The organism is Collinsella sp. AF20-14LB, assembly GCF_003459505.1.
In the GTDB taxonomy this organism is placed as follows: domain Bacteria; phylum Actinomycetota; class Coriobacteriia; order Coriobacteriales; family Coriobacteriaceae; genus Collinsella.
Genome location: NZ_QRWD01000008.1, coordinates 27,723 through 44,053, shown reverse-complemented (window position 1 = coordinate 44,053; position 16,331 = coordinate 27,723). Strand labels below are relative to the sequence as shown.

Annotated in this window: 13 protein-coding genes and 2 tRNA genes; 12 read left to right on the top strand and 3 right to left on the bottom strand. The window is 61.1% G+C overall.

Translation table 11 applies throughout. The features are described 5' to 3' along the window. Positions 1-57 precede the first annotated feature (57 nt). Both DWX63_RS05530 and DWX63_RS05525 read left to right on the top strand, forming a co-directional pair. The gene (locus DWX63_RS05530; RefSeq protein WP_117843063.1) at positions 58-1,110 is read left to right on the top strand and encodes a MupG family TIM beta-alpha barrel fold protein; all 1,053 of its coding nucleotides are present in this window, start codon (positions 58-60) and stop codon (positions 1,108-1,110) included. Between the two features lie 92 nt (positions 1,111-1,202). Then, positions 1,203-1,562, top strand: coding sequence for an arsenate reductase family protein (locus DWX63_RS05525; RefSeq protein ID WP_117843062.1), 360 nt, complete (start codon positions 1,203-1,205; stop codon positions 1,560-1,562). Between the two features lie 72 nt (positions 1,563-1,634). Here DWX63_RS05525 and DWX63_RS05520 read toward each other — a convergent pair whose 3' ends face one another. Beyond that, entirely contained in the window at positions 1,635-2,045 is a 411-nt protein-coding gene (locus DWX63_RS05520) for a hypothetical protein (protein ID WP_117843061.1), read from the bottom strand. Positions 2,046-2,310: 265 nt separating this feature from the next. Here DWX63_RS05520 and DWX63_RS05515 point away from each other — a divergent pair. The 6 genes from DWX63_RS05515 (at position 2,311) to DWX63_RS05490 (ending at position 4,844) form a co-directional block, all read left to right on the top strand. After that, positions 2,311-2,384: transfer RNA gene (locus tag DWX63_RS05515), tRNA-Gln, on the top strand. A gap of 17 nt (positions 2,385-2,401) precedes the next feature. Beyond that, a tRNA-Glu gene (locus tag DWX63_RS05510) sits at positions 2,402-2,475 on the top strand. Between the two features lie 101 nt (positions 2,476-2,576). After that, positions 2,577-3,494 (top strand): hypothetical protein, encoded by a 918-nt coding sequence (locus DWX63_RS05505; RefSeq protein WP_117843060.1) that lies wholly within the window; start codon positions 2,577-2,579, stop codon positions 3,492-3,494. Further along, positions 3,484-3,954, top strand: coding sequence for an SsrA-binding protein SmpB (gene smpB / locus DWX63_RS05500; RefSeq protein WP_006235325.1), 471 nt, complete (start codon positions 3,484-3,486; stop codon positions 3,952-3,954). Before DWX63_RS05505 ends, smpB begins: the two co-directional genes overlap by 11 nt. Before the next feature lie 153 nt (positions 3,955-4,107). Beyond that, positions 4,108-4,611, top strand: a complete 504-nt coding sequence (locus tag DWX63_RS05495; RefSeq protein WP_117839691.1) for a flavin reductase family protein — start codon at positions 4,108-4,110, stop codon at positions 4,609-4,611. A gap of 89 nt (positions 4,612-4,700) precedes the next feature. Further along, on the top strand, positions 4,701-4,844 hold the full coding sequence (locus DWX63_RS05490) for a rubredoxin-like domain-containing protein (protein WP_055251878.1): 144 nt from the start codon (positions 4,701-4,703) through the stop codon (positions 4,842-4,844). Positions 4,845-5,311: 467 nt separating this feature from the next. Here the strand turns inward: DWX63_RS05490 and DWX63_RS05485 are convergent, their stop codons facing one another. After that, positions 5,312-6,568 (bottom strand): Nramp family divalent metal transporter, encoded by a 1,257-nt coding sequence (locus DWX63_RS05485; RefSeq protein WP_117843059.1) that lies wholly within the window; start codon positions 6,566-6,568, stop codon positions 5,312-5,314. Between the two features lie 75 nt (positions 6,569-6,643). Further along, positions 6,644-7,390: a 2,3-diphosphoglycerate-dependent phosphoglycerate mutase gene (gpmA, locus tag DWX63_RS05480; protein ID WP_199411115.1), complete on the bottom strand. Its 747-nt coding sequence runs from the start codon at positions 7,388-7,390 to the stop codon at positions 6,644-6,646. A 406-nt stretch (positions 7,391-7,796) separates the two neighbouring features. Here gpmA and gltB point away from each other — a divergent pair, with 406 nt between their 5' ends. The 4 genes from gltB (at position 7,797) to DWX63_RS05460 (ending at position 16,324) form a co-directional block, all read left to right on the top strand. Further along, the gene (gene gltB / locus DWX63_RS05475; RefSeq protein ID WP_117843057.1) at positions 7,797-12,494 is read left to right on the top strand and encodes a glutamate synthase large subunit; all 4,698 of its coding nucleotides are present in this window, start codon (positions 7,797-7,799) and stop codon (positions 12,492-12,494) included. 5 nt (positions 12,495-12,499) lie between these two features. Then, a complete protein-coding gene (locus DWX63_RS05470; protein ID WP_117843056.1) occupies positions 12,500-13,981 on the top strand; it encodes a glutamate synthase subunit beta in 1,482 nt (493 codons plus the stop codon). A gap of 361 nt (positions 13,982-14,342) precedes the next feature. Next, positions 14,343-15,050, top strand: a complete 708-nt coding sequence (locus DWX63_RS05465; protein ID WP_117843055.1) for a hypothetical protein — start codon at positions 14,343-14,345, stop codon at positions 15,048-15,050. A 203-nt stretch (positions 15,051-15,253) separates the two neighbouring features. Then, entirely contained in the window at positions 15,254-16,324 is a 1,071-nt protein-coding gene (locus DWX63_RS05460) for a hypothetical protein (RefSeq protein WP_117790260.1), read from the top strand. Positions 16,325-16,331 lie beyond the last annotated feature (7 nt).

The window sequence follows — 16,331 nt, the reverse complement described above, 5'->3', positions numbered from 1 at the left end:
TGGTTGTGCCGGCGGGGCTAACTGCTCCGCCGGCCTTTTTTAAAGGAGCGTTGAAGCGTGAAAACGGGTATTTCGATTTATCTTTCCAGCCCTCTGCAGGATATTGAGCGGACAATTGAGCGTGGTGCCGCGGCGGGTGCGCGCTATGCGTTTACCTCGCTGCATATTCCCGAGGATGGGGGAGCGGCGTATGCCGATAAGGTTCGCCAGGCGCTGTCGCTGCTTTCCGCTCGCGGTATTGCGCTCATTGCCGATGTGGGGCCGCGAACGTGCGATTTGCTCGGGCTTGAGCGCATCGAGGACTTGCGCGATTTGGGACTGGAATACCTTCGTTTGGACTATGGCTTTAGTGCCCAGCGGGTCGCGGAGCTGTCCGGTGTATTTCGCATTGTGGTCAATGCATCGACAGTGAGTTCTGATGAAATCGCATCGTGGCGAGAAGCCGGTGCCGATGTGACTCGTTTTGCCGCCTGCCACAATTTTTATCCCAAGCCTTATACCGGTTTAGCTCTTGAAGATGTTGCTCGGACGAATCTTCGTCTTGCGGCGCTCGGCTTCGAAATCATGGCTTTTGTGCCGGGCGATGCCAACGTTCGCGGGCCGGTGTTCGAGGGACTGCCGACGGTTGAGGCGCAGCGCGGTCGCGCGTCAAAGGTTGCCCTCAACATGCTTGAGCTCGCACATGGCGCCGATTGCGACATTGTTTTGGTCGGCGACCCCGATCTTTCGGATGCGGGTTGGGCACAGTTTGCTCAAGTTTCTGCCGGATACGTGGATTTGCAATGCGAGCTTGAGTCCGGCTATGCCTATGTACGTGGGCAGATTCATCATGACCGGCCCGATTCGAGCACCCTCATCTTTAGGTCTCAGGAGTCGCGCACGACGCTTAAGCCAGATTCCGTGCCGGCGGATACTGGTGCCGGCCTGCCGCGAAAGACGGGGTCGATCGCTGTGAGCAATAGCGGCTATGGGCGCTACGAAGGCGAGCTTGAGATTTCGCGGGTCGATCTTCCCGGCGACGAGCGCATGAACGTTGCGGGCCATATCACGTTCGAGGCAATGGAGCTGCTGCCGTTCATCAAACGCGGATTCGGGGTACGCTTCGTTTAGCGTGTGACCCGTGGGCTACAATTGCCCCATCATGCGAAGGCGCCTCGTATGGTATGTACCTGTGTTGGCCGATCTATATTCGGAGGATTCCCATGACCGTACTGTTTGTTGAATATCCCAAGTGCTCGACCTGTAAAAAGGCCAAGGCATGGCTGGATGAACATGGGGTTGAGTATATCGACCGCGATATCGTTACGGACAATCCCACGGCCGATGAACTTTCGACCTGGATTGCTCGTTCGGGGCTGCCGGTGCGACGCTTCTTTAACTCGTCGGGCATGAAATATCGAGAGCTGGGCCTGAAGGCGCGTCTGGATGCGGGTATGACGGACCAGGAGTGCTTCGAGCTGCTGGCGACTGACGGCATGCTGGTTAAGCGCCCGCTGCTGGTGGGCGACGACTTTGCGATCCCCGGCTTTAGGGAAGCGGCCTGGGCCGAGGCGTTGCTGTAGCGGCTGCGGAAAGCGCGACCCGTTTTGAGTGCTCAGGGTGGGACGTGTTTTCCATCGGCGGGCTCGCTCGGCTCAATCATCGAGCTGTGCCCATTCGTGCGGATCGTAGACCTTTACGTGCTTGTTGGGCTTGCCGCTCCAGTACTCCTCGTCCATAAAGGGCAGATATGCCTGAACGCCGGGGCAGATAAAGGGAATCCGCTGTTGTTGCAGTCGCTCGCGCTGTCGCTGCTCCAGGTGCGCCTCGGATATGACAGTCGGCATACCGGACAGCTCGACGAGGCTTGCCTGGATTCGCTTAAGGTCGGGGAGTCCCGCGTGCCATGACATCCGCATGATCAAAAAGGATGCACGGCGGTATTTTGCCTGCATCACCGTGATGGCGGGGCGCAGGGTGGGATGGATTTTGTCCCGTTCGGGCCAAAGGTCAGCAGTGATCTCGAGGCCCAGGGTCTCCCATAGGTAATCAAGCTCTTCGTCCATGGCGCCTCGATATCCGTGTAATGATGACGGTTTGATTGTGCCATCAGCCGTGAGTGCTGCATTGTTGTAATCTACCAGCGGTAGATGTGGGATGTTTTACGGGCTTTGGCACCGTACGTGTCGCTGGTGCTTCACAGGTCCTTCACGTGTCGGCCGTATTTGACTGAATTTCAAAAAAGTCAAAATTAGGGCTTGCGTCACGGCGGGACTTCCCGTATATTTCTTTCTTGCGCAAAGGCACAGCCGAGCGCAGCGATGCAGTCATTGGGATGTCGTCTAATGGCAGGACAGCGGATTCTGGTTCCGTCAATGGGGGTTCGACTCCCTCCATCCCAGCCATTGCATTTGCTACATATGGCCCGTTCGTCTAGCGGTTTAGGACGCCGCCCTCTCAAGGCGGAGATCACCAGTTCGAATCTGGTACGGGCTACCCACAAATGAATGCCCGGGCCTCGCAAGAGACCCGGGTTTTGTGTATCGACCGATATTTAAGGCGCGCGTTGAGTCTGCCGCCCGGACCGAGGAGTTGTCATGGACCTGCCTATCAGCTTGGAAGACATCACGTATGCCGAGAACTATCTGGCGCAGGGCGACCTGGCTACGGCGACGCCGCTGTTGGAGCGTCTGGTGGAGCTCGCCGAGGAGTATATCGACGCCGAGTGCAAGACGGAGGAGAAGCGCCAGTACTTTAGCTTCGACAGCAAGTTTGAGCGCCTGGCCTATCGCCGCGTGGAGAAGGATCCGCGCGAACTGGTGCAGGTCGAGGTTCCCTTTGACCGCCTGTACTCCGACATGGCGTTTGCCTACATCCGCCATCAGGATTATGTGAGTGCTCGGAATGCCCTGATGCAGGCCGTACGTTGGGATCCCATGAACTGTAACTATCGCTTGGACCTGGCCGAGCTGTTCCGCGCACTCGAGGACAAGCAGGAGTGGGCATCGCTCTCGTTCTCGGTGCTGGAGCGCGCGAGCGACGGTAAGTGCGCCGCACGCGCCTACACCAACTTGGGTCAGTACTTCTTGGAGCCCGAGACCGAGAACATTTCGGCTGCCGTGGGCTGCGCGCGTCTGGCGCTGCGCCTGGCGCCCAATGATGCGCATACGACGCGCCTGCTCAACAAGATCCATACCACCTATCCGGATGCCGCTGATGAGAGCGACGACCACGTGATGGGTGAACTGGCCCTGCAAGGCGTGCCGACTTCACCTTCGGCCGAGATCGCCATCTGCCTGATCATGTGTGCGACCGACGCTGCGAGCGACGGCGACAAGCAGGAGGCTACGCGCCTGACGGTCCGTGCCCGCGACCTGGTGGGCGAGGAGGCATGCGCGGCGATCATTAAGCTGGTGCGTGAGAGCGATGCCGAGCTTAACGCCGAGCGCAAGGCAAAGCGCGCAGGCGCCGACAAGGGAGCCGACGGCGTCAAGGAGGCCAGCGATGCCCAGTAAGCGCGAGCGCAAGCTCATTTCCAAGAATCGTTCGGCACATCACGAGTACTTTATCGACGAGACGTTCGAATGTGGCATTGAACTGAGCGGTACCGAGGTCAAGTCGATTCGCGAGCGCGCGTGCCAGATTACCGATACCTTCGCGCTGATCCGCGGCGGGGAGTGCTGGCTCGTCGGCCTGCATATCCACCCTTATAGCCATGGTGGCGTGTGGAATCGCGATCCCGACCGTCGGCGTCGTCTGCTGCTGCACCGTAAGGAGATCGACTTTCTTGACGGCAAACTTCGCAACCGTGGTTATGCGCTGGTTCCGTTGGAGCTCTACTTTAATACCGACGGCCGCGTAAAGCTGCTGCTGGGCCTGGGCCGAGGCAAAAAGCTCTACGACAAGCGCGAGGACATGGCCAAGCGCGATGTCCAGCGCGAGATTGACCGCGCCCTCAAGGAGCGCAACCGCTAGGAGCGAGTTCACGGGAAGGTGCCCTACCGCGCCCGCCCCGTCTTCCTTGCTGTTTTGCCATATATTTCCAAAAGACGGCGTCCGTTATGGGCGCCGCTTTTTATGGGTACATACAGCCTTAAGGTTCAATCCCGGGTTAGGGGAGTACTTGTTATGGACAAAACTGCGTTCTTTACCATGCCGAGTGGGCTCTATGTGGTGAGTGCCGCGGCCGACGGGCTGCGTGCCGGCTGCGTTATCAACACGGCGGTGCAGGTGACGGCAGCACCGCCTCGCATCTCGGTTGCCGTAAACAAGGAAAATGTGACCGCTGGCGTGATCGAGACTGCCAAGGCCTTTGCGCTGACCGTGATCGACCAGACGGCGGATATGCTCTACATTGGCAACTTTGGATTTCGCACCAGCAGCAACTATGACAAGTTTGCCAAATACGAGACCCGCGAGACGGCTCTGGGCATGCCCTATGTGCCCGAGCATGCGGCGGCCCTGTTTAGCTGCCGTTTGATCGACACTGTGGATGTGGGCACGCATCTACTGTTTATCGGCGAGGTCGAGGATGCCGAACGCCTGAGTGACGAGACGCCGCTCACCTACGATTACTATCACAAGGTCCTAAAGGGCAAGACGCCTCCGAAGGCGTCCTCGTATCAAGGTTAGAAATGTTTTAAAAATACTTGCATTATATTATTGAGAATCTATACTGATAAATGAAGTACATCACCAGTCACGTTCGAGAGGAGAACATCATGGCTGAGGAGAAGAAGACGTATAAGTTCGTGTGCGTCGTTTGCGGTTACGAGGTTGAGGTCGATACGCCCGAGCTGCCCGAGGATTATGTGTGCCCGGTGTGCGGCGTCGGTCCCGATCAGTTTGAGCTCGTCGAGGAGTAGCTCGCAGGCACACGGCGATTGGCCATACAGAGCTCTGTCCAAGGGCCCCGGTCGAATTCACGGCCGGGGCCCTTTTCCTCCGTCCCCAAGGGATCACGGCTGCTGTTAGCCGATCCTGTCTGTCGTGAGTCTGGCCGACCGTTTGTCTCAATCTGTAACATGTGGCGGCTCAAAACGGGCCTATCTGTTACAGATTGAGACAAAAGGTTGGAGCTGAAGAAATGTCTCAATCTGTAACATCTAGAAGCGGAAAATGGGTCTACTTGTTACAGATCAAGACAAACCAAAACCGTCCGGCAGAAGATCTCAACCTGTAACATCTAACAGTGAAAACGGGGTCTACGTGTTACAGATTGAGACAAACGGAGCTGTCCCTCGGAAAGATCTCAATCTGTAACATCTAGACATCAAAAGCGGGTCTAGATGTTACAGATCGAGACGTTTGCCTGGGTGGGTGTCCCGTCCCATTACATCCCTGTTAACAACACGACATCGAGAATCGTCACGATGGCACCGATCCCTACGAGCAGCGCGTTGAGCGGGCGCGAGTTGGCGTATTTACCCATGACGCGGCGTGAGCTGGTGAGTCGTATGAGCACAAAGACCGTGATCGGCAGCTGAAGCGACAGCAGCGCCTGGCTCCAGATGAGGCCCTCAAAGGGATTTTTGACGACCAGGCAGGCAACAACTGCGCCGGCAAAGCAGAGTGCCACGCCAACCGATGAGTGTCGGTCGTGGATGTCGTATTCCTCATCAAACATGCCTGCCGTAATGGTTCCCGCGGCCATGCCCGCCGTAACGCTGCTCGAGAGCCCCGCAAACAGCAGTGCCACTGCAAAGATAATCGAGCTCGCCGGGCCCAGGATGGGGGAAAGTGTGGCTGCTGCGACGGTAAGGTCGTCTACGACGATGCCGTGCGCAAAGAAGGTCGTTGCGGCCAGGATGACCATGGCCGAGTTGATTGCCCAGCCCACGCCCATCGAAAAGAGCGTGTCGAAGAACTCGTAGCGCAGGCGCTCCTCGATAACTTGCTCGCCTTGCCCCTCGAAGTGCATGGATTGGATGACCTCGGAGTGCAGAAAGAGGTTGTGGGGCATAACGACCGCACCCAGGACGCTCACGATAATCGCGGCAGAGCCGGTGGGCATACTGGGCGTGATCCAGCTTGCGGCGGCCTGCGGCCAGTCGACCTTGACCAGCGCAAGCTCGGCCAAAAACGAGAGTCCTACCACGCCTACGAAGGCGATGATCCATCGCTCGGCGCGCTTGTAGGAGCTCGTCATGAGCATCGCCATGGATGCCGTCGCCACGATGACGCAGCCTGCGCGCACGGGTAGCCCAAAGAGCATTTGAAGGGCAATCGCGCCGCCCAGGACTTCTGCCATGGCGGTGGCGATGGTCGCGAGATAGGCGCTGGCGAGCACGGCACGTCCCGCGGGGCGGGGCAGGAAGCGAGTCGTTGCCTCGGCAAGACAGGCGCCCGTGGCGATACCCAGGTGTGCCGCGTTGTGCTGCAGCACAATGAGCATAATCGTGGACAGCGTGACGATCCACAGCAGCGCGTAGCCAAACTGCGAGCCCGCGGCCATATTGGAGGCCCAGTTGCCCGGGTCGATAAAGCCGACGGTGACGAGCAGCCCGGGGCCGATATGCCGCGCAATGTCTAGGCCTCCGTGACCACCGGTGCGTCGGGAGCCAAAGCGTTGTTTGAGATGGTTGAGCATGGTGCGCTCCTGCGTATGGACGGCGTGACGTCGCATCTGGGGCGTGTGGCGCCACGCGTCGGTTTTGGGTTGGGGCTACTTGTGCGCTTTGCCCTGATTGGCCACGGCGTCGATCTTGGCGGCGATGGTCGCCGGATCGCCGATGTAGCGCTTGTCGAGGACGTTGAAATCGGTGTCGAAGGTGTAGACGAGTGGCACGCCGGTGGGGATGTTGACCTTGAGGATTTCCTCGGGCGTGAGGTGCTCGAACTTCATGACGAGTGAGCGCAGGGAGTTGCCGTGCGCGGCGATGAGTACGCGCTTGCCGGCGAGCATCTGGGGGCGAATCTCGTCTTCGAAATAAGGCCAGGCGCGGGCGATCGTGTCCTTGAGGCACTCGGTATAGGGCAGCTGATCGGGCGCGACATCACGGTATTGCTCCTGGGTGTGGGGATCGCGCGCGTCGTCCGGCTCGAGTGCCGGCGGGCAGACATCGAAGGAGCGGCGCCAGATGAGCACCTGCTCGTCGCCGTGCTCCGCCGCGGCATCGGCCTTGTTGAGACCCTGCAACGCGCCGTAGTGGCGCTCGTTGAGCTTCCAGGATTTGATGACGGGCAGCCACTCGCGATCCATTTGGCCGAGCACGATGTTGAGGGTGTGGATCGCGCGCTTGAGGCGCGAAGTGTAGCAGACGTCAAAGTCGAAACCGGCTTCTTTGAGTGCTCGACCGCCTGCGGCGGCTTCTTCGCGGCCCGTGTCAGTGAGCTCAACATCGGTCCAGCCGGTGAACAGGTTGAGTTTGTTCCACTCGGATTCTCCGTGACGGATAAGGACAAGTTGCATTGCCTGTCGGTCTGCTCGGTGCGCCATAGGGGCCTCCTTGATCTGGCACGGTGTGCGTGCCGTTTGCTTGACGCCGCAAAGGATACCCGTTTTAAGCTTAAAAGTTAACCAAGACTAACAAAATTGTTGTATTTGAATGGGATGGTGAAAGGGGGCTGCCGAAATGTTTCGATCTGTAACAACTAGGGATGGAAATTGGGCCTAGGTGTTACAGATTGAGATGTTTGAAGCGGTGGGCTTACAGGCCGAACTTGGGCGCCTTGTTGCCGCCCTTGAGGTCGGCGGTGTCCACTCGTAGGGCGTGCGTTACGCGATTGTTTCGAAACGGGCGGGAAACACAACGATGCCCTGATGCTCCTACTATGCCTATTCAACTGACTGTCTAAATATCTAGGGGAGGATCGCGATGCAGGCAGATTCCGCTCAACAGCAGGGCCTTTATCGCCCCGAATTCGACCACGATGCATGTGGCATCGGCGCACTTGCCGATATCAACGGTGAGCGCCATCACCAGATTCTGGACGACGCGCTGTCCATTCTGGTCAACTTGGAGCACCGCGGCGGCACGGGACTCGAGAAGAACACCGGCGACGGTGCCGGTATCCTGTTCCAGGTTCCGCATCACTTTTTTCGCAAAGAGGCTCAAAAGTGCGGCCAGATTCTGCCGGCAGAGGGCGACTATGGCGTGGCCATGCTGTTCTTTCCGCAGGACGACAAGGGCGTAGAGGATGCCCGTCGCGTGTTTGAGGAGGGCTGCGCCGAGGCCGGCGTGCCGCTGCTCTTTTGGCGCGAGGTGCCCGTCGACCCGCACGACCTGGGCGAGACGGCACGCGCCTGCATGCCCACCATTCTGCAAGCCTTTCTGGGCCGCCCCGACGATACGCCGGCGGGTGACGCCTTCGAGCGCCGCCTGTACGTGTGCCGTCGCACTATCGAGAAGAAGGCCGATGCCGAGTTTGCCCTGCGCGACAAGATCTTCTACGTCTGCTCCATGAGCTCGCGCACTATCGTGTACAAGGGCATGCTCGTCGCCACGCAGATGCGCCGCTTCTTCATCGATCTCAACGACGCCGCTGTCAAGACGGCCGTTGCGCTCGTCCACTCGCGCTACTCCACCAACACCACGCCCAGCTGGGAGCGTGCGCACCCCAACCGTTTTATCATCCACAACGGCGAGATCAACACCCTCAAGGGCAACGTCAACTGGATTCGCGCCCGCGAGCCCAACCTGTACAGCCCCGTGCTGCAGCACGATCTTGAGCGCGTGATGCCCATCATCAACCGCGAGGGTTCCGACTCGGCGATTTTGGACAACGTGCTCGAGTTTTTGGTTATGAACGGTCGCCCGCTCACGCGTGCCGCGTCCATGCTGCTGCCCGAGCCGTGGGATCACAACGACAGCCTGAGTGAGGAACGCCGCGCCTACGACGCTTACCAGTCCATGCTCATGGAGCCGTGGGACGGTCCGGCCGCCATCGCCTTTACCGACGGTCGCACGCTGGGCGCTGCCCTCGACCGCAACGGCCTGCGCCCGGCCCGCTACTATGTGACGCGCGACGGCCGCTTTATGCTGGCAAGTGAGGTGGGCACCATCGAGGTGAGCCCCGAGAACATCCTGACAAGCGGCTGCCTGGGGCCGGGCCAGATGCTCGAGGTCGATTTTGCCCGCGGCCGTGTGATCTACAACGACGAGCTGCGCGCCCGCTATGCCAAGGAAAAGCCTTACCGCGACTGGATTGCCGAGGAGACGCTGACCGTTGACGCACTCGATGAGCCCGTTGTGGCAACGCCCGCTGAGGACGCCGAGGTGCCTGCCGCTGTGCGTATGGCCAAGCTCGGCTATCACTGGGATGATGTTGACGAGGTTGTGCGTCCCATGGCCCAGCAGGGCAAGGCGCCGCTCGCCTCGATGGGCATCGATGCGCCGCTGGCCTGCCTGTCCAAGAAGACGCGCTCGTTCTTTGACTACTTCTATCAGCTGTTTGCCCAGGTCACGAACCCGCCGATCGACGCCCTGCGCGAGCATATGGTCACCTCGACCACGCTCTACCTGGGCAATCACGGTAACCTGCTCGAGGACTCCCGTACGGCCTGCCAGCTGGTTCGCTTGGAGCGACCGCTGCTGAGCAAGGAGGAGTTTGACCGCATTTGCGCCATCGACCGCGTGGGCTTTAAGACCCGCCGTTTCCGTGCCGTGTACCGCCGCAATGCCGGCGAGGGCGCGCTGCAGGCTGCGCTCAAGCAGCTTGCAGGGGACGTTGAGGCTGCGGTGCGCGATGGCGTGAACATCGTGGTGCTGAGCGATCGCGCCGCTGCGGGCGAGGTCCCCGTGCCGTCGCTGCTCGCCGTGGGTTGCGTGCACAACCATCTGATCCGTGCCGGCGTGCGCACCTTTGCCGATATCGTGGTGGAGTGCGGCGACGCCGTGTCCCCGCACGACTTTGCGGCGCTGGTGGGCTACTCCGCGAGCGGCATCTATCCGTATAACGCGCATGCGTGCATCCGCGATCTGGCGGCACACGGCGACCTGGACGTGACGGCCGAGCAGGGCATCGCCAACTACAACAAGGCTGCGACCGCCGGCATCGTCTCCATCATGTCCAAGATGGGCATCTCCACGGTGCAGAGCTACCATTCGGCGCAGATCTTCGAGGCCGTGGGCTTTACGCCGGAGTTCGTCAACGCGTACTTTGCCGGCACGGTGAGCCGTGTGGGCGGTATGGGTGTCGAGGACGTCGAGCGCGAGCAAAGCGAGCGCTACGACGCCGCGCTCGCTATCCTTAAGAGCCCGGCTCCCGATCAACTGCCCACGCTGGGTCTGACCAAGTGGCGCCCGCTCGGCGGCGAGGAACACCTCATCGACCCTCAGACCGTCTACCTGCTCCAGACCGCCTGCCGTGAGGACAGCTACGACACCTTTAAGGAGTACAGCGCCCGTCTGCACCGTACCGGCCGTGCCGTGCGCCTGCGCGACTTGCTCGACTTTAATGCCAGCGGCCGCACGCCGGTTTCGCTCGACGAGGTCGAGCCCGCGCTCAACATCGTCCGCCGCTTTAACACCGGCGCCATGTCGTACGGCTCCATCAGCAAAGAGGCGCACGAGTGCATGGCCATCGCCATGAATCGCCTGCACGGACGCTCCAACTCGGGCGAGGGCGGCGAGGACCCGCGTCGCGAGACCCCGCTGGCTAACGGTGACTCCAAGAACTCCGCGATCAAGCAGGTGGCAAGCGCGCGCTTTGGCGTGACGAGCCGCTACCTGTGCAGCGCCTTCGAGATCCAGATCAAGATGGCCCAGGGCGCCAAGCCCGGCGAGGGCGGTCACCTGCCCGGCAAGAAGGTCTACCCCTGGATTGCCGAGGTCCGTCAGTCCACGCCCGGCATCGGCCTGATCTCGCCTCCGCCGCATCACGACATCTACTCTATCGAAGACCTGGCCGAGCTCATCTTCGACCTTAAGAACGCCAACCCCGGCGCGCGCGTGTCGGTCAAGCTGGTCAGCGAGGCCGGCGTCGGCACCATCGCCACCGGTGTGGCCAAGGGTGCTGCCGACAAGATCTTGATCAGTGGCCACAACGGCGGCTCGGGTGCCGCTGCGCGCGACTCTATCTGGCATGCGGGACTGCCGTTGGAACTTGGCCTTGCCGAGGCCCAGCAGACGCTGCTGCAAAACGGCCTGCGCTCACGCGTGGTGCTCGAGGCCGACGGCAAGCTCATGGACGGCACCGATGTTGCCGTCGCCTGCCTGCTGGGCGCCGAGGAGTTTGGCTTTGCGACCATGCCGCTCATCTCGATGGGCTGCTTCATGCAGCGCGACTGCCAGCAGGATACCTGCCCCGCCGGCATCGCGACGCAAAACTGTCGCCTGCGTCGCGGCTTCCGCGGCAAGCCCGAGCATGTCGAGCACTTTATGCTCTTTGTTGCCGAGCAGCTGCGCGAGGTCATGGCGAGCCTGGGCTTCCGCACCGTCGACGAGATGGTCGGCCATCCCGAGTGCTTGCGCCAGATCGAGGTCCCGGGCAACCGCAAGGCTAACCTGCTCGATCTGTCGCCCGTGCTGGCGAGCGCGACCTGCGAGTTCGGTGCCCACATCCCGGGTGCCGACGGCCGTCACTTCCTGCCCCAGATGGCTGCGGACAGCGAGCTCGACAAGACGCTCGACTCCACGCTGTTTGTGCCTTACACGGCCGACGCTCGCGCGCACCTGCGCCCGATTCGCTTCCGCGCCGATATCGCCAACGTCAACCGCTGCGTGGGCACTATCCTGGGCAACGCGGTGATCAAGGCACATCCCGAGGGCCTGCCCGCCGGCTCCATCACCATCGATTGCGATGGTTCGGCCGGTCAGAGCTTTGGCGCCTTCCTGCCGCGCGGCATTACGCTCAACGTGTGCGGCGACGCCAACGACTACTTTGGCAAGGGCCTTTCGGGCGGCGAGGTGTCGGTGCGCCCCAACCCGCATGCGACCTACAAGTTCGACGAAAACATCATCGTGGGTAACGTTGCGTTCTTTGGCGCCACGAGCGGCCACGGCTTCATCAACGGCCTGGCCGGCCAGCGCTTTGGCGTACGCAACTCCGGTGCCACCGTGGTGGTCGAGGGCTGCGGCAACCACGGCTGTGAGTACATGACGGGCGGTCTGGCGCTTATCCTGGGTGAGGTCGGGCAGAACTTCGCCGCCGGTATGACGGGCGGCGTGGCCTATGCCTTTGACCAGTACGGCACGCTCGATGCCCGCGTGAACCACGAGAGCGTTGAGCTCAAGGCCCCGACGGCCGGCGAGCTGGCACAGATTCGCGAGCTCATCCAAGAGCACGTGGACGCGACGCAGAGCCCGCGCGGCATCAAGCTGCTCTACAGCTTTGAGACGATGAGCAAGCACTTCGTGAAGGTCATTCCGACCGAGTACGAGCGTGTGCTGGCGATTGTCGCCGCCGCCGAGGCCGTCGGCAAGACGCATGCGCAGGCAGAGGCGCTGGCGTTTGACATTGTGACCGGTCGCGCGAGCGCCGCGGATGTCGCTCGCTTCGATATTGCGGGCGGTGCTGCGGGTGCTGCGTCCGTGGCCGCCAGCTCTGTTGCTTCGACCAAGAAGGAGGCGTAAGTGCTATGGGTAAGCCCGGTGCTTTTCTTGATATCGATCGCGTGACCCACGAGCTTCGCCCCGTGGAGGAGCGCAGCCGCGATTTCGATCCGCTGTACGTTGAGCTCGACGACGATGCACGCCGTGCCCAGGCGAGCCGCTGCATGATGTGCGGCGTGGCGTTTTGCCAGATGGGCGCGAGCTTTGGCAAGGCACGTCCGAGCGGCTGCCCGCTGCACAACTTGATTCCCGAGTGGAACGAGCTGGTGTACCGCGGCCGCTGGGACGAGGCTGCCGAGCGCCTGTCGCTCACCTCGCCCATGCCTGAGTTCACGAGTCGCGTTTGCCCGGCGCTGTGCGAGGCCGCGTGCAACCTGGGTTCGGTCGATGGCCAGCCCACGACGATCCATGACAACGAGCGTGCGATCAGCGACCGCGAATGGGCAAACGGCGGCCCGCGTCGCTTTGAGCCGGCAGGGGAGGGCGCGCCCACGGTTGCCGTGGTGGGCTCCGGTCCTGCTGGTCTGGTGGCAGCATGGGAGCTTGCGCGTCGTGGCGCCCGCGTGACGGTGTTTGAGCGCGACGACCGCCCGGGCGGTCTGCTCATGTACGGCATTCCCAACATGAAGCTCGAGAAGTCCGTGGTCGAGCGTCGCGTGGCGCTCATGCGCGAGCTGGGCATTGTGTTTGAGCTGAGCGCCGATGTGACGAACCCTGCGGTGGCGGCCGAGCTCGATGACTTTGACGCCGTCGTGATGGCTGTCGGCGCTCGTGCGCCCCGCGGGCTTTCGGCTGCGAACGTGGATGCTCCGGGCGTGGTGTACGCGGTGGACTACCTGACGGCTTCGACCGCCTCGGTGCTCGATGGCAGCGAGCCCGCGGTGAGCGCGCGCGGCCTGGACGTTGTGGTCATTGGCGGTGGCGATACCGGAAACGACTGCGTGGGTACCGCCGTGCGTCAGGGCGCGCGCAGCGTGCGCCAGTTTGAGTTCTTGCCGGCTGCGCCCGATAAGCGCGCGGCGAGCAACCCCTGGCCGCAGTGGCCCAACGTTAAGAAGACCGACTACGGCCAGCAGGAGGCTATCGCTGCGATGGGTGACGAGATGCGTGCCTGGGGCGTGGATACGCTCGAGGTGCTGCTGGACAAGAAGGGTGCGGCTGCGGGTTTGCGCGTGGTCGATCTGGACTGGTCGGCGGGAAAGCCCGAGCGCATCGCGGGCTCCGAGCACGAGGTGCCGGCGCAGCTGGTGCTCATCGCCTGCGGCTTTACGGGTCCCGAGCACGGCGTGTTCGATGCGGTGGGCGTGCCTGTTGCCACCGCTGGTCGTCCGCTGCCGGTGATGGCTGCCGAGGGCTCGCACCTCGCGGCTCGCACGGAGGGTGTCGCCGCGGATGCCGCACCGGTGTACGTGGCCGGTGACGCCCGCAACGGCAGCTCGCTCGTGGTGAGTGCTATGGCCGATGCCCTGGCCTGCGCAGCCGAGGTCGCCGAGGCGCTGGAGCTGTAAAGTAGTCATTTAAGAACGTCCTCAATGACTAGTCATTTTTTGTCTAGTCGTTGGGGACACTCCTTGCGGATTTGCGAGCAGTTTGCTCGTTTGTCGACGTACGGGCGTTCATTTGTCGACTTCTTGGGCTGTGGTCACCTGTTGTTTAAGTGGTGGCTGCGGGCATCTGGCTCAAAAGGGCGGGTTGGCCGTCGATGTTTACCTGCGGTTTTGTTGCGGCGCGCATTTTCGGTCAAGCTTTTCGTCAAGTGTTTGGTCAGCATCTGGTTTGCAGCCGGAGGCCTATTTTGCCCGCGCTGGTCGTGGCTGCCCACCCTCCTCGTAAGCTCAAATTGAGGTCCATCAGTTTGAGGAGGATGCCATGACTGACCACGCTTTTGACCGAGCAGAGCTGGCTGAAGCCGTCGGCAACGATATTGCCGACATGGCTCACTTTTGGATGCTGCGGAAGTTTCAATTCCTGGAGCCGGCGCGCGAACAGTTCGAGATCATTGTCGACCCGTGGCTCAGCTATTGCACCGAGCCTTCGCAAAACGAAATCATGGCCTACAACATGGCGTTTACCGATTGGCTGCTGTTTGAGCGCCCCTATCGCCATGGCAAAACGCTGCTCGAGCTATATGTTGACGAGCCGCCGGCATCGCTTTCGCCTGCCTCGCTCAAGCGGCTCGAGCAGGTACGCGACACGCAGTATTTCTCGCGCTTTGGCATTTTGGACAAGGATCCTGCGTCCGGCATGGTCGTGCTGAAGGACACGCGCACCGATCATCGCTTTGATGTCTACGATCCGCATATCGTGCAGAAGGAGCACTGGAGTGACGGCGCGATTGCGGTGCGCCTCGCCTGCGTCGATGATGTCTGGCTTACGGCGGGACAGCTCTACCTGTATGACATCGCGCGGCTGAGCGATACGGCGGTCGATGGGCCGGGTGCGGTGCATCCGGAGGACCTGCAGGACGGCTTTGACACCTCGTGCATCAGCTTCTTCTTGCGTCTGGTCCGCGACATCATGGGCGTCCAGGGGCGGTACGTAAAGTCGCTCAACATCTACGAGCAGGAGTGGGAGTAGGGGATGGGTGGTTGTCGCCTGCCTTGCCTTTTGCCTTTTTGTCTCGATCTGTAACGTTTGGGGACAAAAAACCAGCCTATCTGTTACAGATCGAGACGAACGCTTGGGCACCGCTGGTTTGTCTAAATCTGTAACGTTTAGGGGCCTGAAGAACGTCTAACTGTTACAGATCAAGACGTTTATCAGCGGAGGCAACGGTGACAATGGTCCATTTGTCCGATGTGGTGGTGATGGAAGTGTCTAATACCGTTCTCAAACACAAGCATACGGCTCGCAACACGTTGGCGCGGAATAGGATGCTTGCCAGGCTCACGGAGGCGGCTGAACTAGGCGTGCTGCTTGTGACGCACGACAATGCCGAGCTCATGTGGCTGCGGCGCCATGTGGGAACCGACGATATCGCGGAGCCTGAGTCGCACCTGTTCTGTTTTCAGCATGATTGGGATGCGTTGACGCCGACGGAGCGAGCGCTGCGGACCATCAAAGGGCTTGCGGAGTTTCATCCCGATTGGGCGTTTTGGGGTTACGACGCGGCACTTTTGTGGGGTCTGGAGGTGCCAAATGATCTGCTTGGGCCGCGATTTCTTGTTAAGACAGGTTGCTCGGTGCCGCTGAGTGCAGGATGCCGGCTGTTGCGTCCGCAGGCGGCGGGTGCGCTTGAGCGCGTCGACGGCGTGCGAGTGACGCCGTTTTGGCGCACGGTGAAGGACTGTCTGCTGCGTGCGCCGTTTTCGTATGGTCTGGCGATCGCCGATTCTGCGCTGCGGGCGAAGGGCATATCGCGCGACGACCTCTGCGAACGGCTCCAGGCCGATTGCGAGGGCAGACGCGGATATCGCAGAGCTCAGGTGATTGCGTCGCATGCGGACGGGCTGTCCGAAAACGGTGGCGAGTCTCGGTTCCGGGCATTCTTTATTGCATACGGTTTTCCGGTGCCAGAGTTGCAGGTGGAGTTTCGTGACCCGCTTGATTCGAGCCAAGTGTTTCGCGTTGATTATTTCTGGAGGCTCGAGGACGGGACGTGCGTGATTGGCGAGCTCGATGGAAAGGGAAAGTATGCCTTACAGAACGACGAGGGTCGGGAGTCGGTCGACCCGTTCGTGGCAGAACGTCAGCGAGAGTCTCATCTGACGATGCTCGGACATAAGGTGCTGAGGTTTACGTTTGATGAGCTCAAGAATCCGGGGAAGCTGGCTGAAAAGATGAGACTGGCGGGCATTCCGCAGTGGGCCGATTTGGCTGAGCAGTGGAGGCGGCAGTGGTATGGGCGCTGAGGGGTGT

Bases quoted from the DNA above. Each gene is read 5' to 3' on its own strand.
- DWX63_RS05525 (WP_117843062.1), top strand. From the start codon at position 1,203: ATGACCGTACTGTTTGTTGAATATCCCAAGTGCTCGACCTGTAAAAAG.
- DWX63_RS05520 (WP_117843061.1), bottom strand. From the start codon at position 2,045: ATGGACGAAGAGCTTGATTACCTATGGGAGACCCTGGGCCTCGAGATC.
- DWX63_RS05505 (WP_117843060.1), top strand. From the start codon at position 2,577: ATGGACCTGCCTATCAGCTTGGAAGACATCACGTATGCCGAGAACTAT.
- smpB (WP_006235325.1), top strand. From the start codon at position 3,484: ATGCCCAGTAAGCGCGAGCGCAAGCTCATTTCCAAGAATCGTTCGGCA.
- DWX63_RS05495 (WP_117839691.1), top strand. From the start codon at position 4,108: ATGGACAAAACTGCGTTCTTTACCATGCCGAGTGGGCTCTATGTGGTG.
- DWX63_RS05490 (WP_055251878.1), top strand. From the start codon at position 4,701: ATGGCTGAGGAGAAGAAGACGTATAAGTTCGTGTGCGTCGTTTGCGGT.
- DWX63_RS05485 (WP_117843059.1), bottom strand. From the start codon at position 6,568: ATGCTCAACCATCTCAAACAACGCTTTGGCTCCCGACGCACCGGTGGT.
- gpmA (WP_199411115.1), bottom strand. From the start codon at position 7,390: ATGCAACTTGTCCTTATCCGTCACGGAGAATCCGAGTGGAACAAACTC.
- gltB (WP_117843057.1), top strand. From the start codon at position 7,797: ATGCAGGCAGATTCCGCTCAACAGCAGGGCCTTTATCGCCCCGAATTC.
- DWX63_RS05470 (WP_117843056.1), top strand. From the start codon at position 12,500: ATGGGTAAGCCCGGTGCTTTTCTTGATATCGATCGCGTGACCCACGAG.
- DWX63_RS05465 (WP_117843055.1), top strand. From the start codon at position 14,343: ATGACTGACCACGCTTTTGACCGAGCAGAGCTGGCTGAAGCCGTCGGC.
- DWX63_RS05460 (WP_117790260.1), top strand. From the start codon at position 15,254: ATGGTCCATTTGTCCGATGTGGTGGTGATGGAAGTGTCTAATACCGTT.